Here is a 20,699-nt window from a genome sequence, read left to right on the forward strand (position 1 = left end):
AATTTCACAAGTATAAACTTTATACTCTTACTAAAATTTTAGCAGGTTTATTGACGACATCAACTCAATACACTTTTATTAAGCCTTTAACTTTATTAGGGTTATCATTAGTTTTTTAGAGGTGTAACAAAATAACGTCTACCTAAGATGACCATAAAAATCCCACCGAGAATTAAACCAGACGCTTCAATTAACTGTAGCGTTAATATTTCACGGGTAAATATAACACCACCCAAAGTGGCAATAACAGGGACAAATAGCTGGACAACTGCCGCTTGTGTAACTGTTAACTCCCTAAGCGCAACATACCACACGGCGTAACCTAGCCCGGAAGCAAGAGCACCCGATAAAACCGCGAATAACACACCATTGGATGTGACAGAAAAATCATCGAAAGTAAAAAAAATGAGCACTATTAGCAATGGAACAGTTCTTAAAAAATTAAAAGCCGTATCAAAAAGCGGGTGTTTGGATCCCCGACCTACTAATGTATACACTCCCCAAGCAGCACCTGAAATCGTCATTAAGATAAACCCCATTACCGACGGGGTTGTTATGCTAGGAAGCATTAAGTATACAAAACCGCTAAAGGCTACGCCTAACCCTAGCCATTCACTTAAATGTAGTCGATTGCCCTTAAAAACACTGATTATAATCATCGTTATTTGAACAGCACCGAATAGAATTAATGCACCAGTGCCTGTATCTAAAGTGTTGTAACCATAAGAGAATGCTAAGGCATAAATAAATAACAAAACGGCTGCATACCAATTCCCATAAGAAAGAGGTAGGCAGGTTTTTGAGGTGTGTTTTTTTCTCACAATGAAGATAACAAGTAATAAGGTAATGATGCCCGACAACAAACGTATTATGGTAAAACTGGCGGCATCAATGGTATCTTCCCCTAAAGCAAGCCGACAGAGTACTGAATTTCCCGCAAATGCTACTAAAGCAAAAATGGTACAGACAATCGTGTTAATAGAATATTGACTCATAACATCGTCAACTGAGTGGATGTTATGCGCAAAAACGAATCAGCTAACCGTAAGTACTCTTGCTTCATTTCTTGGCTAACTTTATATTTATTTTTACTTTTCGCTTTTTGAAATACCAAATCATAATAGGTATTTCAATAATGGCGTAACTAATAAAAGTGAACCAAAACCAATTCGTTTTAGTCACCAGCAAACTAAATTGATAAGAACTTTCCCAATAGTTAAAACCGACCAATACCAATGAAAACCCTGAGGCAAAAATATCGTAAAATGAAATTTTATTAAAACTATTGCCTGCTAATTTAGGGTAAATAGAAATATATGCCACTAAAATTATAAATAGATTTAATACAATAATTGATAATTCAGGGGTTACCATTTACTTATAAACTCCTAATTGCTCGAAAAGTATGAATAGTACTTAATCATTGGTTAAAACGAATCAAATCAATTACCTAACACAGTAAAAAATCAATTGCCGCTCATCTGAGTTGCTAAAATCCTATCCTTGAGCATGGCTACCTATTATCAATAGCACATGTTCACATAAAATGAAGAGAAAGTTATAAGTTACAATAAACTCACGTTCAGCTTTTCGTTATATCAGACCTAAGCGATATGGCTTATGTTACTCATTTTATGACAATACTTTAAATGTATTTATCTTTATTTGTTAACTATTTTGCTAAAAAGCACAGTTCAAAAGTTAAATGAAATAAAAAAACGTTACTATAGTGCAATGAATTAACACACCGTTATCAATCATGAAAATAACCAAAGCAGAAAAGTCTGATAAAAAAGCGCTATTGCACTTTTATAAAGCACAACATTATTCTGCCAGTTTCTTAGGACACGACCAGTGTTATTTCGTAAAAAAAAACAACACGATCATTGCCGCAGTCATGGTATCTAAAATTGCTGAACAATTTCGTCATTATTTTCTACATGCTTTAGTGGTTGATGAAAAATTTCAACATCAAGGTATCGCTTCTTTATTGCTTAACCATGCGAATAAACTTCATCAACCTTTAATTTGTTTTGCTAATAACTCGCTAGAGACTTTGTATACACATAACGACTTTGAAAAACTCTCGGTTTTAGAGTACGAAACTGTCATACCACAACACTTATTATTACGATTTATCGGTTATAAAAATAAGCAATCTCAACTGCAAGTATTTATCTCTACGTTCGATAATGTTAAAACGGAGTAACGACTCAAAAGAATAATAACCCCGTATGGACTATCAAACTACCGTATTAATAACTCTGATTATTTACAAAATAGTACTTATTTCCATTGGTATTTGGAGTAATAAACGCACGACAAACACGGATGAATATTTTATCGGTGGCAGAGAATTAGGTCCTTGGGTCGCGGCAATTAGTGCAGCAGCAAGTGCTTCTTCAGCGTGGTCATTGTTAGGAATGAGCGGCGCAGCTTATTTACTCGGTTTATCAGCTATTTGGATAGTCCCATCAGTCGTTTTAGGTTATAGCTTTAACTGGTTATGGCTCGCGCCTCGTATGCAAAAAAAAGCCAAACAACAAAAGTCGGTCACCTTAAGTGACTTTATTGCTCAAGGACGTTCGCATAGTAAAGCCATCTTATGGCTATGTTCCTTATGTATCGTGTTTTCGTTTGCTTTCTATATCGCGGCACAATTTCAAGCAGCTGGAAATATGTTTAGCGACACTTTTGCGATGAGTGCTAACAACAGTATCATGCTTGGCACGGTTATCATCTTAATTTATACCTTATTAGGCGGCTTTTGGGCGGTTAGCATCACAGATACGTTACAAGGTTTATTAATGGTAGCAACAGCGATTATGCTCCCAACTGCCGCTATCTATGCAATTGGTGGTCCCATCGAATTATGGCAACAAATGCAATTGGTTTTTAATGAAACGCAATTAACTTGGTTTGGTGAACATCAAGGTATTTATGCGTTATTTTTTGTTTTAGGCACTTTTGGCATTGGATTGGGTAACCCCGGCCAACCCCATGTTGTTAATCGTTTAATGGCTCTAAAAGATGAAAAAGCGGTTAAACAAGGCAAATATATTGGTATTGGTTGGTCTGTTATTATCTTTTTTAGCATGCTTTTAGTGGGTTGGAGTGCAAAAGTTCTATTGGCAACTCCCGTGACTGGTGAGCAAGCACTTGTCACGTTGTCGCAACAAGTCTTTCATCCGGTACTTGCAGGCATAGTTGTTGCTGCCACTTTGTCTGCCATCATGTCTACAGCAGACAGCCAGCTCTTAGTTGCCGCTAGTGCTATTTCATATGATGTCAGTTCACAGAAATCACGACAAAATTTAGTGTTATCACGCGTCACGGTAATCGTAATGTGTGGCGTTGCCATGTGTTTAGCTATTTTTGCTCCAGAAGATATTTTTACCCGAGTGTTATTTGCTTGGAATGCTCTTGGTGCCGCATTTGGGCCAGTAGTGATCATTATATTAATGGGCAGAATAATTTCTGGAAAGTTCACCTTTTTAGCAATATTGATTGGTTTTTTCACCACCGTTATTTTTAGCTTTTTCCCTCCACCACCAGGCGATGTCTTGGAACGTGTTTTACCTTTTGTATTAGCTTTTATTATTGCTTGGCTTGGTTCAACAAAAGAAGTAAATCCGTTAGTTACTAAGAGATAGCTTTAAACCTTTAACACGATACCTTAAATAACACTCTCTACAAATTATTTTAGGAATGTTAATCATATTAAAGATAAAAAATGGAATCTTTTCTATAATCAAATAAACCAAATTTATAAGTGATCACCTTTGCGAAGAAAAAGCATTCCATTTTCTATTATGATACTGCTGTTAATCATGAGCGTTATTTTCTTAGTTGTTAATTTAACTAAGTTTTGGCAAGTAGAAAAATACCCCGTTAGTATTGCCGTTTCAAAAACACCTCTATCAGCGCCATTTTATGTGGCAACGGCGATCAAGGCTTTTGATTCAACATGTGTAGAAGTAGAGATTAAAGACGTCATAGGCGGTGGTGTAGCCTTTAATAAAGTGATTAAAGGAGAAGTCGATTTTGCCACTAGCTCAGATTCCGTAATTGCGTTTCAAAGTTTAAACCGACTCCCCTTTGTAACACACGCAATGTTTGCTCAATCTGATAATGATGTCAAACTCATCACCCGTTCTGATGATAACCTAGCGGGGACTTCATCCTTACAAGGAAAAATCATTGGCGTAACAAAAAAAACCGCCAGTGAATACTTTTTAAGTACTTTACTAGCCATTGATGGTGTAAACGCACAAGATGTGTCATTAGTTCATTATGAACCCGCGAAATTGGTTGATGGTTTAATGAATAATGAAGTAGATGCTATAGTTCCTTGGGAGCCATTCGCATTTCAAAGCAAACAAATATTTGATAAAAAAGTAACTATTCATGACACAAAAAACTTAAATACACTGAGTTTTAACTTAGTATCATTAGTCCCAGATAGAGCTCGCATCGAAAAAGCAACATGTGTTTTGCAGGGGTTAAATACCGCGATTAACTATATCGCTTCTCACCCTGACAAAGCGAAAGAGATAATAAACAGTAAACTTGATTTATCGACAGAATTTATTAATTGGATATGGCCAGATTATCTTTTTAAACTAGAATTAAACCAATCATTATTGCTTAATTTAAATTCTCAAACCGCTTGGCTTGCTGAAACACATTCAAATATAATTAAACAAGTGCCTAACATGAATCAGTTTGTTGACAGTAGAGCGATACTGCAAGTTAACCCAAGTGCGGTGAATATTAGCCGATAAACGGACTGTTTAACGTCATTTTATAAGGATATAAAAATGAAAATGAGCCTCACCCAGCGCATATACTTTTTCACCGCAAGTTGTTGCATGATATTTATTTTCTTAGTGGCTAGTATTATTCGTTCATCAGAAATCATTGAACAGGCAATCGAACAAGAAAACTACGCAAAAAACCTTGTTACTCATACCAACATATTAAAACAATTGATCATTAATAACGATATTTATAAAGATAATTATAACGCCTCTACATGGCATGATTCTCAACGAAAACTGGCCATGATCCTAAAAGATTCCCCGACACTCACTCCGCAAGAACAAACATTAAAAAACAGTATCAATAGCCAAAACCTTAGTGTGATACGCTTATTTCAAAAAATTAACGAAAATAAGTTACATAATGCCAGTGAAGCGATTAAAGCTCACTTAAAAAATCGATTAATTATTCAACTTGAAACCATTCGAGGTGATTCTGAACAATTATCCACTATCGCCCAAAAAAATATTCATCATGTGTTAAAACAGGAAGTTGCAATTATTGTGATTATATTAGCGGTGTGTATTTTCCTACTTACCTTTGGCGCTCATCATTTAACGAAGGTATTTAAAACTTCTATGAATGAAATTAAAGATGCTTTTCAAGCTAATCACAGTGGCCACTTTGAAGAAATAAAATTATCAAATCATTCTCAAGAATTTGAAAATATTGCGAATGCTTTTAATGCCATGAATGAAAAGTTGAGTAAAACAACGGTTTCTTTACAGGTAATGAAACAAGTTGTTGAAGAAAGAACTCACGTGCTAGAAGAGCTTTCAAATACAGACCCATTAACCAAAGTAGCAAATCGCAGAGCTTTATTCGACCGCGGTCATATCGAAATTTCACGGGTACAACGTTCACAGAATAATTTAACGATTATTCTACTCGACTGTGATCTTTTTAAAGAATTTAATGATAAATATGGTCACTTAGTCGGTGATGAAGTATTAATGCATATCTGTGAAATTTGTACTAAAGAGATCCGTGAAATTGACTTTTTAGGTCGATATGGCGGTGAAGAATTTGTCATAATACTGCCAGATTGCGATATTGCTGGAGGATTAGAAACAGCACGGCGTATTCAAGACTCTTTAGCGCGTCATTGTATGTCCGTTGACAATAAAGAAATTAATATGACCCTTAGTATTGGTATTGCTACCTTTAATGAAAAGCATCAATCCTTTGAAGAACTCATTAACGATGCGGATCGCGCCATGTATCTTGCTAAAGAAAACGGTCGAAATAGAATAGAAGTATATAAAAGCCAAAATTTACATTAAATCAAAGCTTTACCCTATATACTGTTCGACTTTACTTTACGCTACGCTGTATGAGCGAATGTCTCGTACAAGGTTTCATTAATTAAAATGCAATGAACCTTGTACCTAGCATAACAAGCAAAGTCTATTGCCCAAAATACCAAGACTATTTAGCCGTTAAAAGCTTATAAATGGGTTGATGCGGTAACCGCTAATGCCTGATCTTTTCTGACTTTTTGGCCATCACTTAATCGCTCTCCGCCTCTGACAACCACTTGCTCGCCTTCACCTAAAGCACCGATAACAGAAACCCAACGTCCAACGCCCTGCCCGACAAGTACATTAACTTTTTTCGCCTGATTTTCTTCATTTACCGTTAACACGAAAGTTTCATTTTCTCTAAGTACCAGCGCGTCTCTTGGAACCATAGTCGCTTGCTTACTATTTTGCTTAGGCAACGAAACAGTTACAGCCGAACCAGCAATTAAGTTTAAGTCATCTGCTGCTAATCTTACTTCAAAAGTACGTGATATTTGATCTCCAGCTTTACTCCAAGTTCTAACCGGTAATTCAATTAATTTATCTTGCCATTTCACTAATACTTGCGCATCTGCTTGTAAAAATTTTGCTATCGCCAATGGAGTGGAAACCTTTATATCTAAATGTTTGGTATCAACAAGTTGTATTAACGGTCGTCCTAATGTGATTAATTCACCAAGATGAGCGAAACGTTGGCTTATATTCCCTGAAAATGGCGCTTTTATCGCAGACTTTTCAATATCAAGCTCCGTTTGTTTTACCTGCATTTCAAGCGCAATCACTTCGTTTTTAGCTATGGCTAAATCTTTGATTATCCGTTCAAGTTCACTGAGGGAAGTGTTATTTTTTTGATTTAAAGTAGAAAGTCGTTTTTGTTGTTTAGTTAAGTAGCTAACATTCGCTTGGTGTTGTTTAACTTGCGCTTGCTGTCTTGCTAATTGTAATTTCAAATGCCTATTGTCGATGTTAGCAATTAAATCTCCTTTTTTTACTTGCTTGCCAACATCCTCAATCCATAATAGTTGTCCCGTTTGCTCTGCAGAAATAGGTGAATTCTTTCGACTAACGACATTACCCGGCAACCACATAGTAGGATTCACTAGCTCTGTTTTAGCCAATTCAACACTCACTAAATGACCTTTGTCTTGCCCTTCTTGATAATATAAAGCTTGGACTGAAAAACTGGCTAAGCTTATCGTGAACAATGAAAACGTCACTATTTGATTGAATAATGACTGGCGGATTTTATTTTTCACCTGAAGATATTTCATAATAAACTCCTAATAATTAAATGATTTGATTGTTAGAAACTTGGCCAATTAACGTGTGATTTGTAGCTTTTTCTCTGAGGGCATTTGGCATAAAATCTTGTTTGCTCAAACGCAATAAACAAGGCAATAGCACAATAGTAAATAAGGTACTCATCGCCAGCCCTCCCACAATGACTGCAGCTAATCCTCGATAAATAACACTACCTGCACCCGGTATTAACAATAACGGCAACATGCCAAAAAAGCTGGTTAAGGTACTCATAAAGATAGGACGTAATCGTAACCTTAATGCCTGCTCAACGGCCGCCACTCTTTTCAAGCCTTGTGCTTGACCTAAGCGTGTTTGATGTACCAATAAAATAGCGTTATTAACGACTAAGCCCAATAAAATCACAAAGCCAATCATGGTCAATAAATCTAGCGGTTGAAAAACAAATACATTTAACCCCTGCAAAGCTAGTACGCCACCAACCGTTGCTAATGGAATGGTGATCACAACTAATAAACTATCTTTAATCGACTTAAATAATGCCGCCATTAACAAGAATAAAATGACTAAAGCAAAGGCAAAATTTTCCGCCATTAAACCAATTGCTTTTTCTAACTGATCAGCGCTACCGCCATAAATAATATTGCCATCGCTGGGTAAAGCCGCTTTAAGTTTAGGCTCTACTTCTTTTTTCAAAACGGCTATGGTTTGCTCTAATGACCAGCCTTGCGGGGGATTGATATTCAAACTAATAGTACGATTTCCATCAATTCGAGTTAAACGTGAAGGCCCTACCGTGCGAGTAATATCGACAAGCTCAGACAATTGGGTAATCGAACCACTTCCGGTTACCACAGGTACATCAGCTAAGTTGTCAGGATCATCCCATCCTTCTGAACGTAAAATCATATTTAAACGTTTACTACCATTAAAGTACTCGCCGACATAAAGTCCATCACCTAAAGTCCTTACAACCTGACCTAAACGACGACGATCCCAACCTTGTTCTAATATATTTCTATCATTAGGCGTTAACCGCAATTCAGGCTCAGCATCTTCAGTACTTGGATTTGCTTGAACACGCGCTTGTGGAATTGCAGCTTTAACCCACTCAACGCCTTGGCGGGCAGCACTTTGTAATGCTTTAGTATCTGTGGACTGTAAATTCATTCTCACTTGTCGACCACCGCCAAAGCCCCCAAATAAGTTCCCCTGATAAGCAAAAGCTTGAGTATCAGGTAAATCCACTAACACTTCATTTCTGACAATGTCTAATAATTCATTTACTTTAGATTGATCTTTTGCTCTTACCCCTATATTGCCGCCAAATGGACCACTGAAAAGATAATAATTTTTGAGTGCTGGTTCTTTAGTGCCATCCATATAAGGCTTTAATCGATCAACAATAGGTTGAACAACTTCACGTTCTATGGTGTTAATATTCGCGCCAGGAGGAAACTGTAAATTGCCATCGACAGCATCACGTTTAACCGGTGGTAAATAATCTAACGTTGGAATTGCAAGATAAGTGATCACCAAAGGAAGCATTAATAAACCAGATGCCACACTGAGACGTTTTTTACGAGTATGAGTTAACGACATTACTTTAGCGGTTAACCTTGCCCAAAGCTTAGCGTTAGGATCTTCAATCGTTTGTTGGTTTAATAAATATTTAGCCAAAACCGGCAGCAACACGACCGCGACAATTAATGATACCGAAACCGCAATTGCGATAGTTAAGGCTAAATCACCAAATAGCTGCCCTTCGATATCTTTTAAGAAAAATACCGGCAGAAATATTGCCACCGTTGTTGCAGTAGATGCTAGTAATGCCCCCCATACTTGTTGTGCCCCTTGCTCTGAACTTTGATGATTATCAAGTCCTTTATCACGCATTCGAAGAATATTTTCTAACACGACAATTGCCGCATCTAATACCATACCAACGGCAAAGGCTAAACCCGCTAAAGAAATGACGTTTAACGATCTACCGGTAATTTCTAAAACAATAAAGGTGCTCAATAAACTGATGGGAATTGCCGTAGCAATAATAAGAGTGGCGCGCATTCTACGGATAAAAAACCACAAAATTGATAACGATAAAATAACACCGGCGAAAAGATTACTGGTGACTAACTTTATTGCTCGATAAATAAATACCGAGGCATCAAATGATTGCACCATCACCAGTTGTTTATCAGCAAGTACCTCATTGTTAAGGGAGGCTACTTCTGCCTTCACTCGATTCAATGTTTCTAAAACATTCGCGCCATTAGCTCGATCAATTCTTAATGAAAAAGCAGGATTACCATTTTGCACGGCAATATTTTGTTTGTCCGGTCGAGCTAATTCAACTTTCGCGATATCAGCAAGACGAATATTACTGCCATTGCGTGATTCTAAAATAAGGTTTTCAAGTTCATCTACTTTATATTTACCATTAAACCTTAAGGTATATTGGCGACGTCCTACGTCAACAAATCCACCAGAAATATCATTCGTTGCAGAAACGAGCGAGATCAATTGTGGGATTTGAATGCCATATTCTGCGGCTTTTATCGGATCAAATCTTATTTGTAATTCTTCTCTATTTTGTTGAGTAAAAGTTTGTACACTGGCGACCCCTTCTACGGCTTCAATACGAGGTCGAATAGTGTCATTGGTAAAATCTATATATTCATCTATTGATTTGTTATTACCGGGCAGTGCTTGTAAAAAGAAAAACGTTAAAGCGGGGTTTGCTCCCCCAAAGCCACCTAACATGATCCGAGGCGGCAATGCATCACGAGGTAAACTAGGAACCCTTGTCATGCGGCTGATCACTTCAATCAAGGTTTGCTCCATGTTTGTGCCGACATTAAATTCTAAGTTGATATAAGAGCTGCCACGATTAGCAAAGGCATTCATTGCAGTTAATCCTGGAATACCGCGTAATACTTGCTCCTGAGGTTCTATCAACTCTGACTCAACCTCTTGTGGAGAAGCTGCTCGCCAAAACGTTTGCACGGCAATACGGGGACGTTCAATATCAGGAAATAATTGCACTGGTAGTTTGAATAAACTGATAAATCCTACTAACAAAATTAAAGCAACACCCACAGCTACCGCTGCGGGGCTTGTTAATGCACTTGACGTTAATTTCATAAATGACTCCGCCGCTTTTTATATAGTTTTAGCGATAAGTTATTGCTCATTAATTCATCATTAGTGAGCAATGACAGAAGATAAAGTGAGCTTACGTTCAACGGAAAGTAAAATAGGATAGAAAGCAGGTTAGAAATTCTTTGTTAAACTCAGACACATATTGCAATACATTACTTTGTCACATTTAAAGAACAAATTAACCACGAAGATTGTTCATATAAATCTACATTATCAGCAATTGTAAAAGTGAAGTTTTACGCTTAATCATGCTAATAACAAATTGACTATGTTAGTATTTAAAAACACAAAGCTCGGCTTGGTATTCTGTTTTTGTTCGAGCATTTAACCGCTAAGTTTATTTATGATCAGGACTTGCTAAGCATTTAAATGATAGCCCTTTAAAAAAGTAATCCGTAATATCGCAAATAAAAACTCAGCACTTAACAATAGAATCAAAAATGCCAGAACTTTTGAGTCATAAAACGAATAAAATTACCTATGCTCATGGGCAAAGGCAGGTAAGCCATGATCAAGTGATTGCCGAACAACCTTTGCAGATCAGGCTAAGCTTTTATGAACAGCCAGCAATCAGCGACCCCAAAATGTTGACTCAATCTTCCTCACGTATATTTTCTATCACCATGAGAACCCCTGGTGACGATGAACAATTAATTCTCGGCTTATTATTATCTGAAGGGATCATCAGTCATATCGATGACATTGAATCAATCGCCATTGAACAACTTGATTCAAGTCAACAATCATCAATAGTAAATAAAGAAAATAGTTGGGAAGTTAAATTAACAAAAAAAGTGAAAGTTAATTTATCAAGTCTTGAACGCTACCAATTGACCTATAGTAGTTGTGGTTTATGTGGCACAACATCGTTGAAGGCACTTGAACTAAAATCGCCACCGCAATCTCCTGCTGCAGCACATTGGCTAAATGCAACTAGCTTAGGCCATTGGCCAAACATGATGAGAGACCAGCAACAATTATTTGAAACGACCGGTGGTTGTCATGCGGCGGCCCTTTTTAATGAACAAGGGAAGTTGTTATTGATTAAGGAAGATATAGGCCGTCATAATGCCGTAGATAAGCTTTTAGGGGCTTGCCTTCAAAAGCAATTAATTCAACGTGCAGATACACAATTAGCCATGGTTATCAGTAGCCGTGTTAGTTTTGAAATTGTTCAAAAAACGGTGATGGCAGGTATTGGTGTGTTAATCGCTGTTGGTGCGGTGTCTAACTTAGCTATATTAGCAGCAAAACGTTTTGATTTAACCTTAATTGGCTTTACTACTTGTGAGTCTTTCAATCTTTATCATGGTGAGTGGCGAATGTTGCCGTCTTCAAAGGATTAATTATGTCAGAAAATAATCATCAAAATGATCCGATATCAAGCATGCATAAAAAACCAAAAAAAGCGGGGGGAATTTCGTCATTAACCTCAACGTTGAAGCATATTATGCAAAGTCAACAACCACAAACGAATGTAAAAAGTCTGTTAAAGGCCAACAAAAACAAAGGTTTTGATTGTCCGGGTTGTGCGTGGGGAGATGAAAAAGAAGGCTTGCTACAATTTTGTGAAAACGGCGCAAAAGCAATCGCTTGGGAATCAACCAGTAAAGTTGTTGATCAGGCTTTTTTTGAACAATATTCTGTCAGTGAATTAATGAGGCAAAGCGATTATTGGTTAGAGTACCAAGGAAGACTCACTCAACCCTTGCGCTACAACCAAGAAACTGATCACTATCAAGCTATTAGTTGGCAAGATAGTTTTGCATTAATTGCCAAACATTTACATCAATTAGACTCACCTGATCAAGCAGAGTTTTATACCTCGGGTCGTGCCAGTAATGAAGCGTCATTTTTATATCAATTATTTGGCCGCATGTTTGGTACGAATAACTTTCCCGACTGTTCCAACATGTGTCATGAAGCCAGTGGCGTTGCATTAAATGAAGCAATTGGCGTAGGCAAAGGCACCGTGGTTTTAGAAGATTTTGACCATGCTGATGCTATTTTTGTGTTTGGACAAAACCCTGGTACTAATCACCCACGCATGATGAATGCGTTACGAAAATCCGCCAGAAATGGCGGTAAAATTGTCAGCTTTAATAATTTAAAAGAAGTGGCGTTAGAGCGTTTTGCAAGTCCGCAAGATCCGCTTGAATTATTGACTCCAAAAGCAACCACTATAAGTCATGCGTATTTTACCCCGAAGCTTGGCGGTGATATGGCGGCAATTAGAGGCATGGTAAAAGTTATTCTAGCGAAAAACAGCGAAGCGATAGAACAAGGCAAAGCTCCCTTAATAGACGAAAGCTTTATTGCTGAACACTGCAAAAACTTTAACGAATATTGCCAAGTCGTTAATGCAACCTCATGGCAAAAAATTGTTGAACAATCAGGACTATCTAAGGCAGAAATTACGCAAGCAGCGGAGATTTATTTACAATCAACTAAGGTAATTTGTACTTGGGCTATGGGGATAACGCAACATTTGCACTCGGTTAACACCATTCAAGAAATTGTTAATTTACAATTACTTCGCGGTAATATTGGTAAAAAAGGCGCAGGACTTTGCCCTGTTCGCGGCCATTCAAATGTGCAAGGTAATCGAACCATGGGTATTAACGAAAAACCCACTAAAGCATTTATTGATGCAATGTCTGAGTTAGTGAATCAACCACTACCTTATGAAAAAGGTCATAATGTTTATCATGCAATTAATGCCTTACTTGAAAAACGCAGTAAAGTGCTGATCTGTTTAGGTGGAAATATTGCTGCTGCCGCGCCCGATACCCATCAAACTCATGCAGCGCTAAAAAATACCACGTTGAATGTACAAATTAGTACTAAGTTAAACCGTAGCCATTTATTAATCGGTCAGGACGCATTGATTCTACCTTGCCTTGGCCGCACTGAAATTGACATGCAACAATCTGGCGAACAACAAATAACTGTAGAAGATACTTTTAGTATGGTGCATGCTTCTCAGGGCAATGTTGCGCCAATTTCAACGAACTTGAAATCTGAAACCAGTATTGTCGCTCATATTGCTGATAGCACATTAAATAGCCGAAACTTTCACAATAGCCTCCTCGATAACAAAACGACACCCAAGTTTATAGAAAGCTCAAAGAATACCGCAATAAATTGGTTAGCTTTAGCCGATGATTACACGAAAATACGAGAGTTAATCAGTCAATCGATCACTGAATTTTCAGATTTCAACCAACAGATAACCCAACCAGGTGGCTTTTATTTAGGCAACCCAGCAGCTGAATTAACATGGCGCACCCCTGACAATAAAGCGTTGTTTTCTTATCAAGCCTTGCCTGAGAATATTCACGCAATTTCTTCTCAGCAAGTGTCAGTTAAAAATCAAAAAATATTTACTTTGCAATCACTGCGTTCTCATGATCAATACAATACCACTATTTATGGATTGAATGACCGATATCGAGGGATTGCAAATGAAAGAAACGTGTTATTTATCCATGAAAAAGATGCCAGAAAACTTAAATTTGAAGAAAACGACTTAGTAGATATCACCTCGATTTGGCATGATGATCAAAGCCGTTGCGTGAAAGGATTCAAACTTTGCTTTTATGATATTCCACAAGGTAACTTAGCCGCTTATTATCCAGAAACTAATCCGCTTGTCCCATTAGACAGTGTTGGCGACCGATCTTTTACCCCTACGTCTAAATCAATTGCGGTATATCTTGAAAAATCGACAGAACAACGGATTGTTTGATTTACATTATCATTATTGTCTCTAAGTTAAGCGATAATATCATCACGTGAATAAGAAGTGACTTTATATGAACATAAAAACAATTAAGAAACGCATTGTCCTTACCGGTGGTCCTGGCGGGGGCAAAACAACCGCTCTAGATTTGATAAGACGTGAATTTGAAGGACAAATAGCCACGGTTCCCGAAGCAGCTACCATGATTTTTAGTGGCGGAATTGCACGTTCAACGGTAAACAATGTATTAAAAACACAGCAAACAGCTATTTATCATTTACAAAAACATTTAGAAGATATTCAACGAGCGACTTTTCCAAACTCCATTATTTTATGTGATAGAGGAAGTTTAGATGGATTAGCTTATTGGCCAGGCTCTAATGATGATTACTTTCAAACCATGAAAACCAGTTTAGAAGAAGAATTTGCACGTTATGATGCGGTGATTTTTTTTGAAACTGCGGCTAAATCAGGTGAAAGTATAAAAAGTAACAATCCCATAAGAAATGAATCTGAACAAGCGGCTGTAGCACTAGACGATAAACTTCAGGAAGTTTGGTCGCAACATCCAAATTTCAATTTAGTCAATAGTGCGGAATCTTTTATTAAAAAAGTTATGTTCGGTATAAACACCGTAGAAGACGTGATAGCTTCCTATAAATAACTGCGGTTTGATTTTACGAGATTGAAAAAGAGGCGATCAAAAAAGGCGAGTAGTTTACGACTCGCCTTTTACAAATGTGGTTTTGCTTAGCTGCTAACACGTTGCTCGGCTATTACTGCTAATTCACTAGAAGCAATAGTTGCTAAGTTACTTGAAACAACTTTCTTTGATAATTTACCAATGATCATTGAACCCGTTGCCGTCGAATTTTTTTCTGCGGCAAATTCTAATAAGTTTTTACCATTACAAGAAACACTATCAAAAACGTTACGAATTTTTAATTTATTACTTTTTAAGAAAGAACGTAACTTAGACTTATTATCAACATTAACATAATCACAAAGGTTTTGAGCAATGCTTGATGCTTCAACTTGTGTTGTGTAAGTAAGAGATAATGTTGCGAATGCGATCACGGCGATAATAGATTTCATGGTATAACCTTAATAATATTAAACAATTCAAATAAGAAACGTTAATACCGGTTTTCATGTTACCTAAACAAAGGGGTCTGCCTTGGTAACTCCGCTGTCGTAGACTATTGCCCTTAGACCGGTAGTTTTGCGTAATACTCTTTCAAGTACCTTGCCGTTTCTAGCTGCGGCGCATTGTACAGAAATAATTAAACTGCGCAACTGATAATTTACAAAATTTTGTAACCAATTTGTTTCTGCACGTAACTTACTCTAATTTCATCAAAAATATCATTGATAACAAATGAGTAGCCAATGGCCACAGACCTATTACACAACGTTTATTGCTCACCTTTTAAAGCAAATTCAATGGCTTTTTGGCCATGAATGGTGGTGGTATCTAATAAGGTTACCCGAGTATCAGCTTGCTCAACTAACATACCGATTTCAGTACAACCCAGTATTACTGCTTGTGCACCTTGATCAGCCATGGTCTGAATAATGCGTAAATATTCGTTTTTCGAAGTTAAATTCACTTTTCCTAAGCAAAGCTCTTGGTAGATAACCTCATGAACAATCATTCTATCTTGCTCATTAGGCGTGATAACTTTAATGCCAAATTTTTCCGTTAACCTATTCTTATAAAACCCCTGTTCCATGGTAAAAGCAGTACCTAATAAACCAACGGTAGTAAGGCTCTTTTTGATGATAACTTCAGCTGTTGCATCAGCAATATGAAGCAACGGGATATCAATAGCGTTTTCAATTTCAGCGGCCACTTTATGCATAGTATTAGTACATATTAACAAACAGTCAGCGCCCGCCGCTTGTACTTGTTTGGCTGATGTTATTAACAATTCAGCCGTTTTTTGCCACTCGCCGCTGTGTTGTAATTGTTCAATCGGTTGAAAATCAACACTAACCATAACTATTTTAGCCGAATGTAAACCACCTAAAGCGGTATTAACACCTTGATTAATAACTCGATAATAACCAAGTGAACTTTCCCAACTCATGCCCGCGAGTAAACCAATTGTTTTCATATGCCCTCATGCTTAAATGTTTCAATCATAGTAACTCAAAGTTATTTACATTGTTTACGATGTAATACAGGGTTAACACCGCTGCCTTTTTGAAATAACAACTTACGAGGTTTCTTTTACGAAGTCTCTCACAATGTAACTTGATATCCCACCATAGACGTCTAATACAATATGCAAAATAATCGGGATAATAATGGTCTCACAGCCTAAATATATTAAGCAAAAGACAATTCCTATGATGAAAGTTCTGAAAACATGAAAGACTCCTTGGTAAAAATGACAAAGCCCAAAAAGTGCACTGGATAAAATCACGGATAAAATAACACCAAGGTGTTGCGACAGTGCATTTAAAATATAACCTCGAAAAATAAGCTCTTCACATATTCCTGCAGAGACAGACAAGCCTAAGGTAAAAATAAGCATTTGTGGCTTTGTTTTCGGCATAAACCAAGCGAACGACGCCATTTGTTCTGCAAGTTTTTGTTGCTTGTCTTGATCATTCACGAGTAATTTTAAGTCATAGATAAAGTAAACAATTAGCAGTGAAAGCAAGCCAAGTCCTGTCATTATTTGCCAGTGATAGTTCCAACTGATGCCAATTGATTCAAGGGGCGTAGCCGTAAAGTAAAGGTGTATCACTAAAAATACCACTGGGAACCAAAGTAAAGCGATAGTTTCATAATAAACCCGTACAAGAGAGGTTTTTTCTGTTCTTACATTCTCTTTACTTTTATCTAATAGGTTTAACACTACTAATAACGCGATTGCAACGATTAATAAGACTTCAGTTATTTGCATAACTTTCTCCAAAACTTAATTTGTAATACAGATTAGCGCTCACTTCTTTATAAGTATATAGTATATGTATTTACAACTTATAAACTTTAAGTTTAAGTTTGAGATAGTTTTAACATGTTTAAAATTGAGCAATTAAAAATTTTCATATCACTGACTGAATTAGGAACAATGACTGCCGTAGCTAATCATTATCAGCTATCTGTTATGGCGGTTAGTAAAAAAATAGCCTTACTTGAAAAGGAAATTGGCCAACCATTATTCTGTCGAACTCGTAGAAGCTTAACGCTAACAGAGTTTGGCATTGGTTTTAAAGATAAAGCACGACAAGTGATTGCGCAGTGTGACAATTTGTCCAGTTGGGTTGAAGAAGAAAACGGCACGATAAATGGTACGGTGAAAGTATTATGCCAAGCTCCTGAAATGCTTCATGAAACTATTATACCTTGGCTAGCCGACTTTCTTAAACTCTATCCTAACATCAAGGTTGATCTTGATGTTAAAGAAGCCATTATTGATTTAAATACAGATCATTACGATGTGTTTTGGGGAGTATCTGATTATTTAGGTGAGCACTTTAGCAATTTAAAACGTCGAACCTTATGGACCTGTGATTATGGCTTATTTGCCTCCCCTGCATACTTAGAAAACAACCCAAGTATTAATACCATTGATGATTTAAATCATCACACCGTCATAGGTTATCTACATAATCAGCCCAATAACATCATCATTTATCAGTCTGCATCAGGAGAGCCAACCCATAAAATATTAAACAATCGTATCAATACCGTCACAGGTTTAGTTGAGTTAGCTATCAGTGGATTAGGAATTATTAATGCTGCAAGTGATGATTTAAAAGTTAAGCGTGCTTTAAAAAATGAAAGCCTTAAACCTATTTTAACTAAGCACTGGTGTACAAATATTTCAACCTACGTTTATTATCATCAAGTAAGAGGTGAACAAGCTAAAGTCAGAGCTTTTATTGATTACTTCCTTGCACAAAAAATGAATTGGTGATCAACTGTTTCGCCCAATAACATGTACACTTTCCATTATTCCGCTTAAAATAGCGATCTCAACTACTTTAAAGAAATTACATTGGAAGATACTTTGCAAGAAATTACCCCCATAGATGTTTCATATCAGCCGATTGAATTATGTAAGTTGCTTAAAATTGCCAATATGGTTGGCGGTGGTGGAGAAGCAAAAATTGTCATCAGCGAAGGTTATGTATACGTAAATGGTGAAGTTGAGTTTCAAAAACGAAAAAAAATATTTCATCAAGATATAGTTGAATTTAATGGAGAAGTAATTTCTGTACAGTGTTCAGCGCCAGTACAAGATGCTAAAGCACAAAAAGCCGCTAAGGCCAAAAAGCTAAGTCAGTCAGTAAACAACAATCAGCAAAACGATAAATCAAAGAAAAAAACGAAGAAAAAACAGTCAGTTGAAACAGGTAGTGATGAGGTAACAGAAACAACAGTCGCTTCTGGTAAAAGAAAACGAATTTCGTTTTAATTCCTTTTATTTATACTTTCTTTTGCAATCATCGCGATAAAGAACAAATATTTTCGCGAATTGAAAATAATAGACTGATCGCTGTTATTTTCTCTTTTTCAACGCGTACTGCCCTGTTAGAATACTCCCCCTAATTTTATAAACCCCTTTTACGGAATAGCTTTTAATGCGTACTAGCCAATACCTACTTTCTACACAGAAAGAAACGCCTGCTCATGCAGAAGTGATCAGCCATCAATTAATGTTACGAGCAGGTCTAGTTCGTAATGTGGCTTCGGGTTTATACACGTGGTTACCCACTGGGTTAAAAGTACTACGAAAAGTTGAAACAATTGTTCGTGAAGAAATGCAAAGAGCTGGAGTTATCGAAACTCTGATGCCAATGGTGCAACCGGCTGACCTTTGGGAAGAGTCTGGTCGCTGGGAAGATTATGGACCTGAGTTACTGCGTTTAAATGATCGCCATAACCGTCCTTTCGTACTAGGGCCAACCCATGAAGAGGTGATCACCAAACTTATTAGCACCGAAATTAGTAGCTATAAACAATTACCCATTAGTTTGTTCCAAATACAAACCAAGTTCCGTGATGAAATTCGCCCACGATTTGGCGTAATGCGTGGTCGCGAATTCTTAATGAAAGATGCTTATTCATTTCACCTTAGCGACGATTGCTTAAAACAAACTTATCAAATTATGTTTGATGCATATTGCCGTATTTTTGAGCGTCTTGGTTTAGATTTTCGCCCGGTAATTGCTGATAACGGCTCAATTGGCGGAGAAGGTTCGCACGAATTTCATGTCCTTGCAGAATCAGGCGAAGACGATATAGCTTTTAGTGATAGCAGTGATTTCGCTGCCAATATTGAAAAAGCGGAAGCGTTAGCACCACAAGGTGAGCGAGCTGAACCAACTCAAGAAATTAAAATAGAAGAGTTAAAGCTTGAACGTTTAATTAAAACATCAAATTTAGATTTAAAAAACACCGTAAAAACGATATTAGTGCTTGGCGCTAGTGCCGAAGGCGAAGCAGAAAAAATTGTCGCATTAGTACTACGTGGTGACCATGAACTAAATGATGTTAAAGCAGAAAATCTACCAAGCGTTGCTTCACCATTAACCTTAGCAACCGATGAACAAGTTTCAGCAGTCGCGAATTGTCATATCACCTCTGTCGGCCCGAAAGGCTTAAATATTGAAGTGATTGTTGATCGCAGCGCTGCGCACTTAAGTGATTTTGCTTGTGGCGCTAATGTTAATAATCAATCATATACCGGCGTTAACTGGCAAAGAGATTGTGGCGAAATAAACATTCAAGATATCCGAAACGTCGTTGAAGGTGATCCTAGTCCATGTGGCAAAGGAAAAATCGTGATCAAACGTGGTATTGAAGTGGGTCATATTTTCCAACTAGGCGATAAATACGCGCAAGCCATGAATTGTGGTGTATTAACCGAAGAAGGGAAAAACCAAACCTTAACCATGGGGTGTTATGGCATTGGCGTTTCTCGTATTGTCGCGGCAGCGATTGAACAAAACCATGATAAGTATGGTATCAAATGGCCGAAAGCAATAGCACCTTTTCAAGCGGCTATTGTACCGATGAATATGGCCAAATCTGCACGCGTTAAAGAAACGGCTGAAGCTTTATATGAAAAACTTCAACAAGCCGGTATAGAAGTATTGTTTGATGATCGTAAAGAGCGCCCTGGGGTTATGTTTGCCGATCATGAATTAATTGGTACACCTATATTGCTCGTAGTTGGTGAGCGTAATTTAGATAGCCAACAAATTGAAGTAAAAGACAGAATTAGTGGTGAAAAGTCATTAATCGCGATTGACGATGTGATGTCACTTTTTAAGTAAACTGAGTGCATTAGAAACGTTTAAACGAGTTTAATTTGTTGAATGGTGAAAGCCTTATCAAAATATGATAAGGCTTTTTTAATCGAAAATTTTTACCGTAAAAACAAAAGATATTT

Annotated in this window: 17 protein-coding genes and 1 riboswitch; of the genes, 10 read left to right on the forward strand and 7 right to left on the reverse strand. The window is 37.2% G+C overall.

Annotation, left to right across the window (positions count from 1 at the left end; translation table 11 throughout):
* Positions 1-107: 107 nt before the first annotated feature.
* Positions 108-995 carry a DMT family transporter gene (locus tag ABXH06_RS14720; protein WP_353518698.1) on the reverse strand — a complete coding sequence of 296 codons (888 nt, stop codon included), beginning with the start codon at positions 993-995 and terminating at the stop codon, positions 108-110.
* Between the two features lie 64 nt (positions 996-1,059).
* Entirely contained in the window at positions 1,060-1,374 is a 315-nt protein-coding gene (locus tag ABXH06_RS14725; protein WP_311583528.1) for a hypothetical protein, read from the reverse strand.
* A 385-nt stretch (positions 1,375-1,759) separates the two neighbouring features.
* Between ABXH06_RS14725 and ABXH06_RS14730 the strand changes: the two genes are divergently transcribed.
* The 4 genes from ABXH06_RS14730 (at position 1,760) to ABXH06_RS14745 (ending at position 6,104) form a co-directional block, all read left to right on the forward strand.
* Positions 1,760-2,209, forward strand: coding sequence for a GNAT family N-acetyltransferase (locus ABXH06_RS14730; protein ID WP_353518699.1), 450 nt, complete (start codon positions 1,760-1,762; stop codon positions 2,207-2,209).
* Positions 2,210-2,234: 25 nt separating this feature from the next.
* On the forward strand, positions 2,235-3,653 hold the full coding sequence (locus ABXH06_RS14735; RefSeq protein WP_353518700.1) for a sodium/proline symporter: 1,419 nt from the start codon (positions 2,235-2,237) through the stop codon (positions 3,651-3,653).
* 177 nt (positions 3,654-3,830) lie between these two features.
* Positions 3,831-4,784: an ABC transporter substrate-binding protein gene (locus ABXH06_RS14740; RefSeq protein ID WP_353518701.1), complete on the forward strand. Its 954-nt coding sequence runs from the start codon at positions 3,831-3,833 to the stop codon at positions 4,782-4,784.
* Positions 4,785-4,820: 36 nt separating this feature from the next.
* On the forward strand, positions 4,821-6,104 hold the full coding sequence (locus ABXH06_RS14745) for a diguanylate cyclase (protein WP_353518702.1): 1,284 nt from the start codon (positions 4,821-4,823) through the stop codon (positions 6,102-6,104).
* A 164-nt stretch (positions 6,105-6,268) separates the two neighbouring features.
* Here the strand turns inward: ABXH06_RS14745 and ABXH06_RS14750 are convergent, their stop codons facing one another.
* Together ABXH06_RS14750 and ABXH06_RS14755 are read right to left on the reverse strand one after the other, a co-directional pair.
* A complete protein-coding gene (locus ABXH06_RS14750) occupies positions 6,269-7,393 on the reverse strand; it encodes an efflux RND transporter periplasmic adaptor subunit (RefSeq protein ID WP_353518703.1) in 1,125 nt (374 codons plus the stop codon).
* Between the two features lie 16 nt (positions 7,394-7,409).
* Positions 7,410-10,526: an efflux RND transporter permease subunit gene (locus ABXH06_RS14755; protein WP_353518704.1), complete on the reverse strand. Its 3,117-nt coding sequence runs from the start codon at positions 10,524-10,526 to the stop codon at positions 7,410-7,412.
* Positions 10,527-10,984: 458 nt separating this feature from the next.
* Here ABXH06_RS14755 and fdhD point away from each other — a divergent pair, with 458 nt between their 5' ends.
* From fdhD to ABXH06_RS14770, 3 genes are all read left to right on the forward strand, one after another.
* Positions 10,985-11,890, forward strand: coding sequence for a formate dehydrogenase accessory sulfurtransferase FdhD (gene fdhD, locus ABXH06_RS14760; protein ID WP_311583546.1), 906 nt, complete (start codon positions 10,985-10,987; stop codon positions 11,888-11,890).
* A gap of 2 nt (positions 11,891-11,892) precedes the next feature.
* Positions 11,893-14,292, forward strand: a complete 2,400-nt coding sequence (locus ABXH06_RS14765; protein ID WP_353518705.1) for an FdhF/YdeP family oxidoreductase — start codon at positions 11,893-11,895, stop codon at positions 14,290-14,292.
* 67 nt (positions 14,293-14,359) lie between these two features.
* Positions 14,360-14,950 carry an AAA family ATPase gene (locus tag ABXH06_RS14770; protein WP_353518706.1) on the forward strand — a complete coding sequence of 197 codons (591 nt, stop codon included), beginning with the start codon at positions 14,360-14,362 and terminating at the stop codon, positions 14,948-14,950.
* 86 nt (positions 14,951-15,036) lie between these two features.
* Here the strand turns inward: ABXH06_RS14770 and ABXH06_RS14775 are convergent, their stop codons facing one another.
* The 3 genes from ABXH06_RS14775 to ABXH06_RS14785 all read right to left on the reverse strand — a co-directional run bounded on the left by ABXH06_RS14775 (position 15,037) and on the right by ABXH06_RS14785 (position 17,201).
* Positions 15,037-15,381 (reverse strand): DUF3718 domain-containing protein, encoded by a 345-nt coding sequence (locus tag ABXH06_RS14775; RefSeq protein ID WP_311583554.1) that lies wholly within the window; start codon positions 15,379-15,381, stop codon positions 15,037-15,039.
* A gap of 81 nt (positions 15,382-15,462) precedes the next feature.
* A riboswitch (cyclic di-GMP riboswitch) is annotated at positions 15,463-15,547 on the reverse strand.
* 154 nt (positions 15,548-15,701) lie between these two features.
* Positions 15,702-16,403 carry an aspartate/glutamate racemase family protein gene (locus tag ABXH06_RS14780; RefSeq protein WP_353518707.1) on the reverse strand — a complete coding sequence of 234 codons (702 nt, stop codon included), beginning with the start codon at positions 16,401-16,403 and terminating at the stop codon, positions 15,702-15,704.
* 102 nt (positions 16,404-16,505) lie between these two features.
* Positions 16,506-17,201 (reverse strand): CPBP family intramembrane glutamic endopeptidase, encoded by a 696-nt coding sequence (locus ABXH06_RS14785; protein WP_353518708.1) that lies wholly within the window; start codon positions 17,199-17,201, stop codon positions 16,506-16,508.
* Between the two features lie 114 nt (positions 17,202-17,315).
* Here ABXH06_RS14785 and ABXH06_RS14790 point away from each other — a divergent pair, with 114 nt between their 5' ends.
* The 3 genes from ABXH06_RS14790 to ABXH06_RS14800 all read left to right on the forward strand — a co-directional run bounded on the left by ABXH06_RS14790 (position 17,316) and on the right by ABXH06_RS14800 (position 20,583).
* The gene (locus tag ABXH06_RS14790) at positions 17,316-18,218 is read left to right on the forward strand and encodes a LysR family transcriptional regulator (protein WP_353518709.1); all 903 of its coding nucleotides are present in this window, start codon (positions 17,316-17,318) and stop codon (positions 18,216-18,218) included.
* A gap of 81 nt (positions 18,219-18,299) precedes the next feature.
* Positions 18,300-18,719: an RNA-binding S4 domain-containing protein gene (locus ABXH06_RS14795; RefSeq protein ID WP_353518710.1), complete on the forward strand. Its 420-nt coding sequence runs from the start codon at positions 18,300-18,302 to the stop codon at positions 18,717-18,719.
* A 166-nt stretch (positions 18,720-18,885) separates the two neighbouring features.
* Complete coding sequence (locus tag ABXH06_RS14800) at positions 18,886-20,583, forward strand: proline--tRNA ligase (RefSeq protein ID WP_353518711.1); 1,698 nt, start codon at positions 18,886-18,888, stop codon at positions 20,581-20,583.
* The last annotated feature ends 116 nt before the right edge of the window (positions 20,584-20,699 follow it).

The sequence above is a fragment of the Thalassotalea sp. SU-HH00458 genome, from assembly GCF_040362795.1.
GTDB classification, from domain to species: Bacteria; Pseudomonadota; Gammaproteobacteria; order Enterobacterales; family Alteromonadaceae; genus Thalassotalea_H; species Thalassotalea_H castellviae.

Coding starts and splice junctions, on each gene's coding strand:
- ABXH06_RS14790 (WP_353518709.1), top strand. CDS start 17,316: ATGTTTAAAATTGAGCAATTAAAAATTTTCATATCACTGACTGAATTA.
- ABXH06_RS14785 (WP_353518708.1), bottom strand. CDS start 17,201: ATGCAAATAACTGAAGTCTTATTAATCGTTGCAATCGCGTTATTAGTA.
- ABXH06_RS14750 (WP_353518703.1), bottom strand. CDS start 7,393: ATGAAATATCTTCAGGTGAAAAATAAAATCCGCCAGTCATTATTCAAT.
- ABXH06_RS14725 (WP_311583528.1), bottom strand. CDS start 1,374: ATGGTAACCCCTGAATTATCAATTATTGTATTAAATCTATTTATAATT.
- ABXH06_RS14745 (WP_353518702.1), top strand. CDS start 4,821: ATGAAAATGAGCCTCACCCAGCGCATATACTTTTTCACCGCAAGTTGT.
- ABXH06_RS14775 (WP_311583554.1), bottom strand. CDS start 15,381: ATGAAATCTATTATCGCCGTGATCGCATTCGCAACATTATCTCTTACT.
- ABXH06_RS14780 (WP_353518707.1), bottom strand. CDS start 16,403: ATGAAAACAATTGGTTTACTCGCGGGCATGAGTTGGGAAAGTTCACTT.
- ABXH06_RS14740 (WP_353518701.1), top strand. CDS start 3,831: ATGAGCGTTATTTTCTTAGTTGTTAATTTAACTAAGTTTTGGCAAGTA.
- ABXH06_RS14765 (WP_353518705.1), top strand. CDS start 11,893: ATGTCAGAAAATAATCATCAAAATGATCCGATATCAAGCATGCATAAA.
- ABXH06_RS14800 (WP_353518711.1), top strand. CDS start 18,886: ATGCGTACTAGCCAATACCTACTTTCTACACAGAAAGAAACGCCTGCT.
- ABXH06_RS14770 (WP_353518706.1), top strand. CDS start 14,360: ATGAACATAAAAACAATTAAGAAACGCATTGTCCTTACCGGTGGTCCT.
- ABXH06_RS14735 (WP_353518700.1), top strand. CDS start 2,235: ATGGACTATCAAACTACCGTATTAATAACTCTGATTATTTACAAAATA.
- ABXH06_RS14755 (WP_353518704.1), bottom strand. CDS start 10,526: ATGAAATTAACGTCAAGTGCATTAACAAGCCCCGCAGCGGTAGCTGTG.
- ABXH06_RS14730 (WP_353518699.1), top strand. CDS start 1,760: ATGAAAATAACCAAAGCAGAAAAGTCTGATAAAAAAGCGCTATTGCAC.
- fdhD (WP_311583546.1), top strand. CDS start 10,985: ATGCCAGAACTTTTGAGTCATAAAACGAATAAAATTACCTATGCTCAT.
- ABXH06_RS14720 (WP_353518698.1), bottom strand. CDS start 995: ATGAGTCAATATTCTATTAACACGATTGTCTGTACCATTTTTGCTTTA.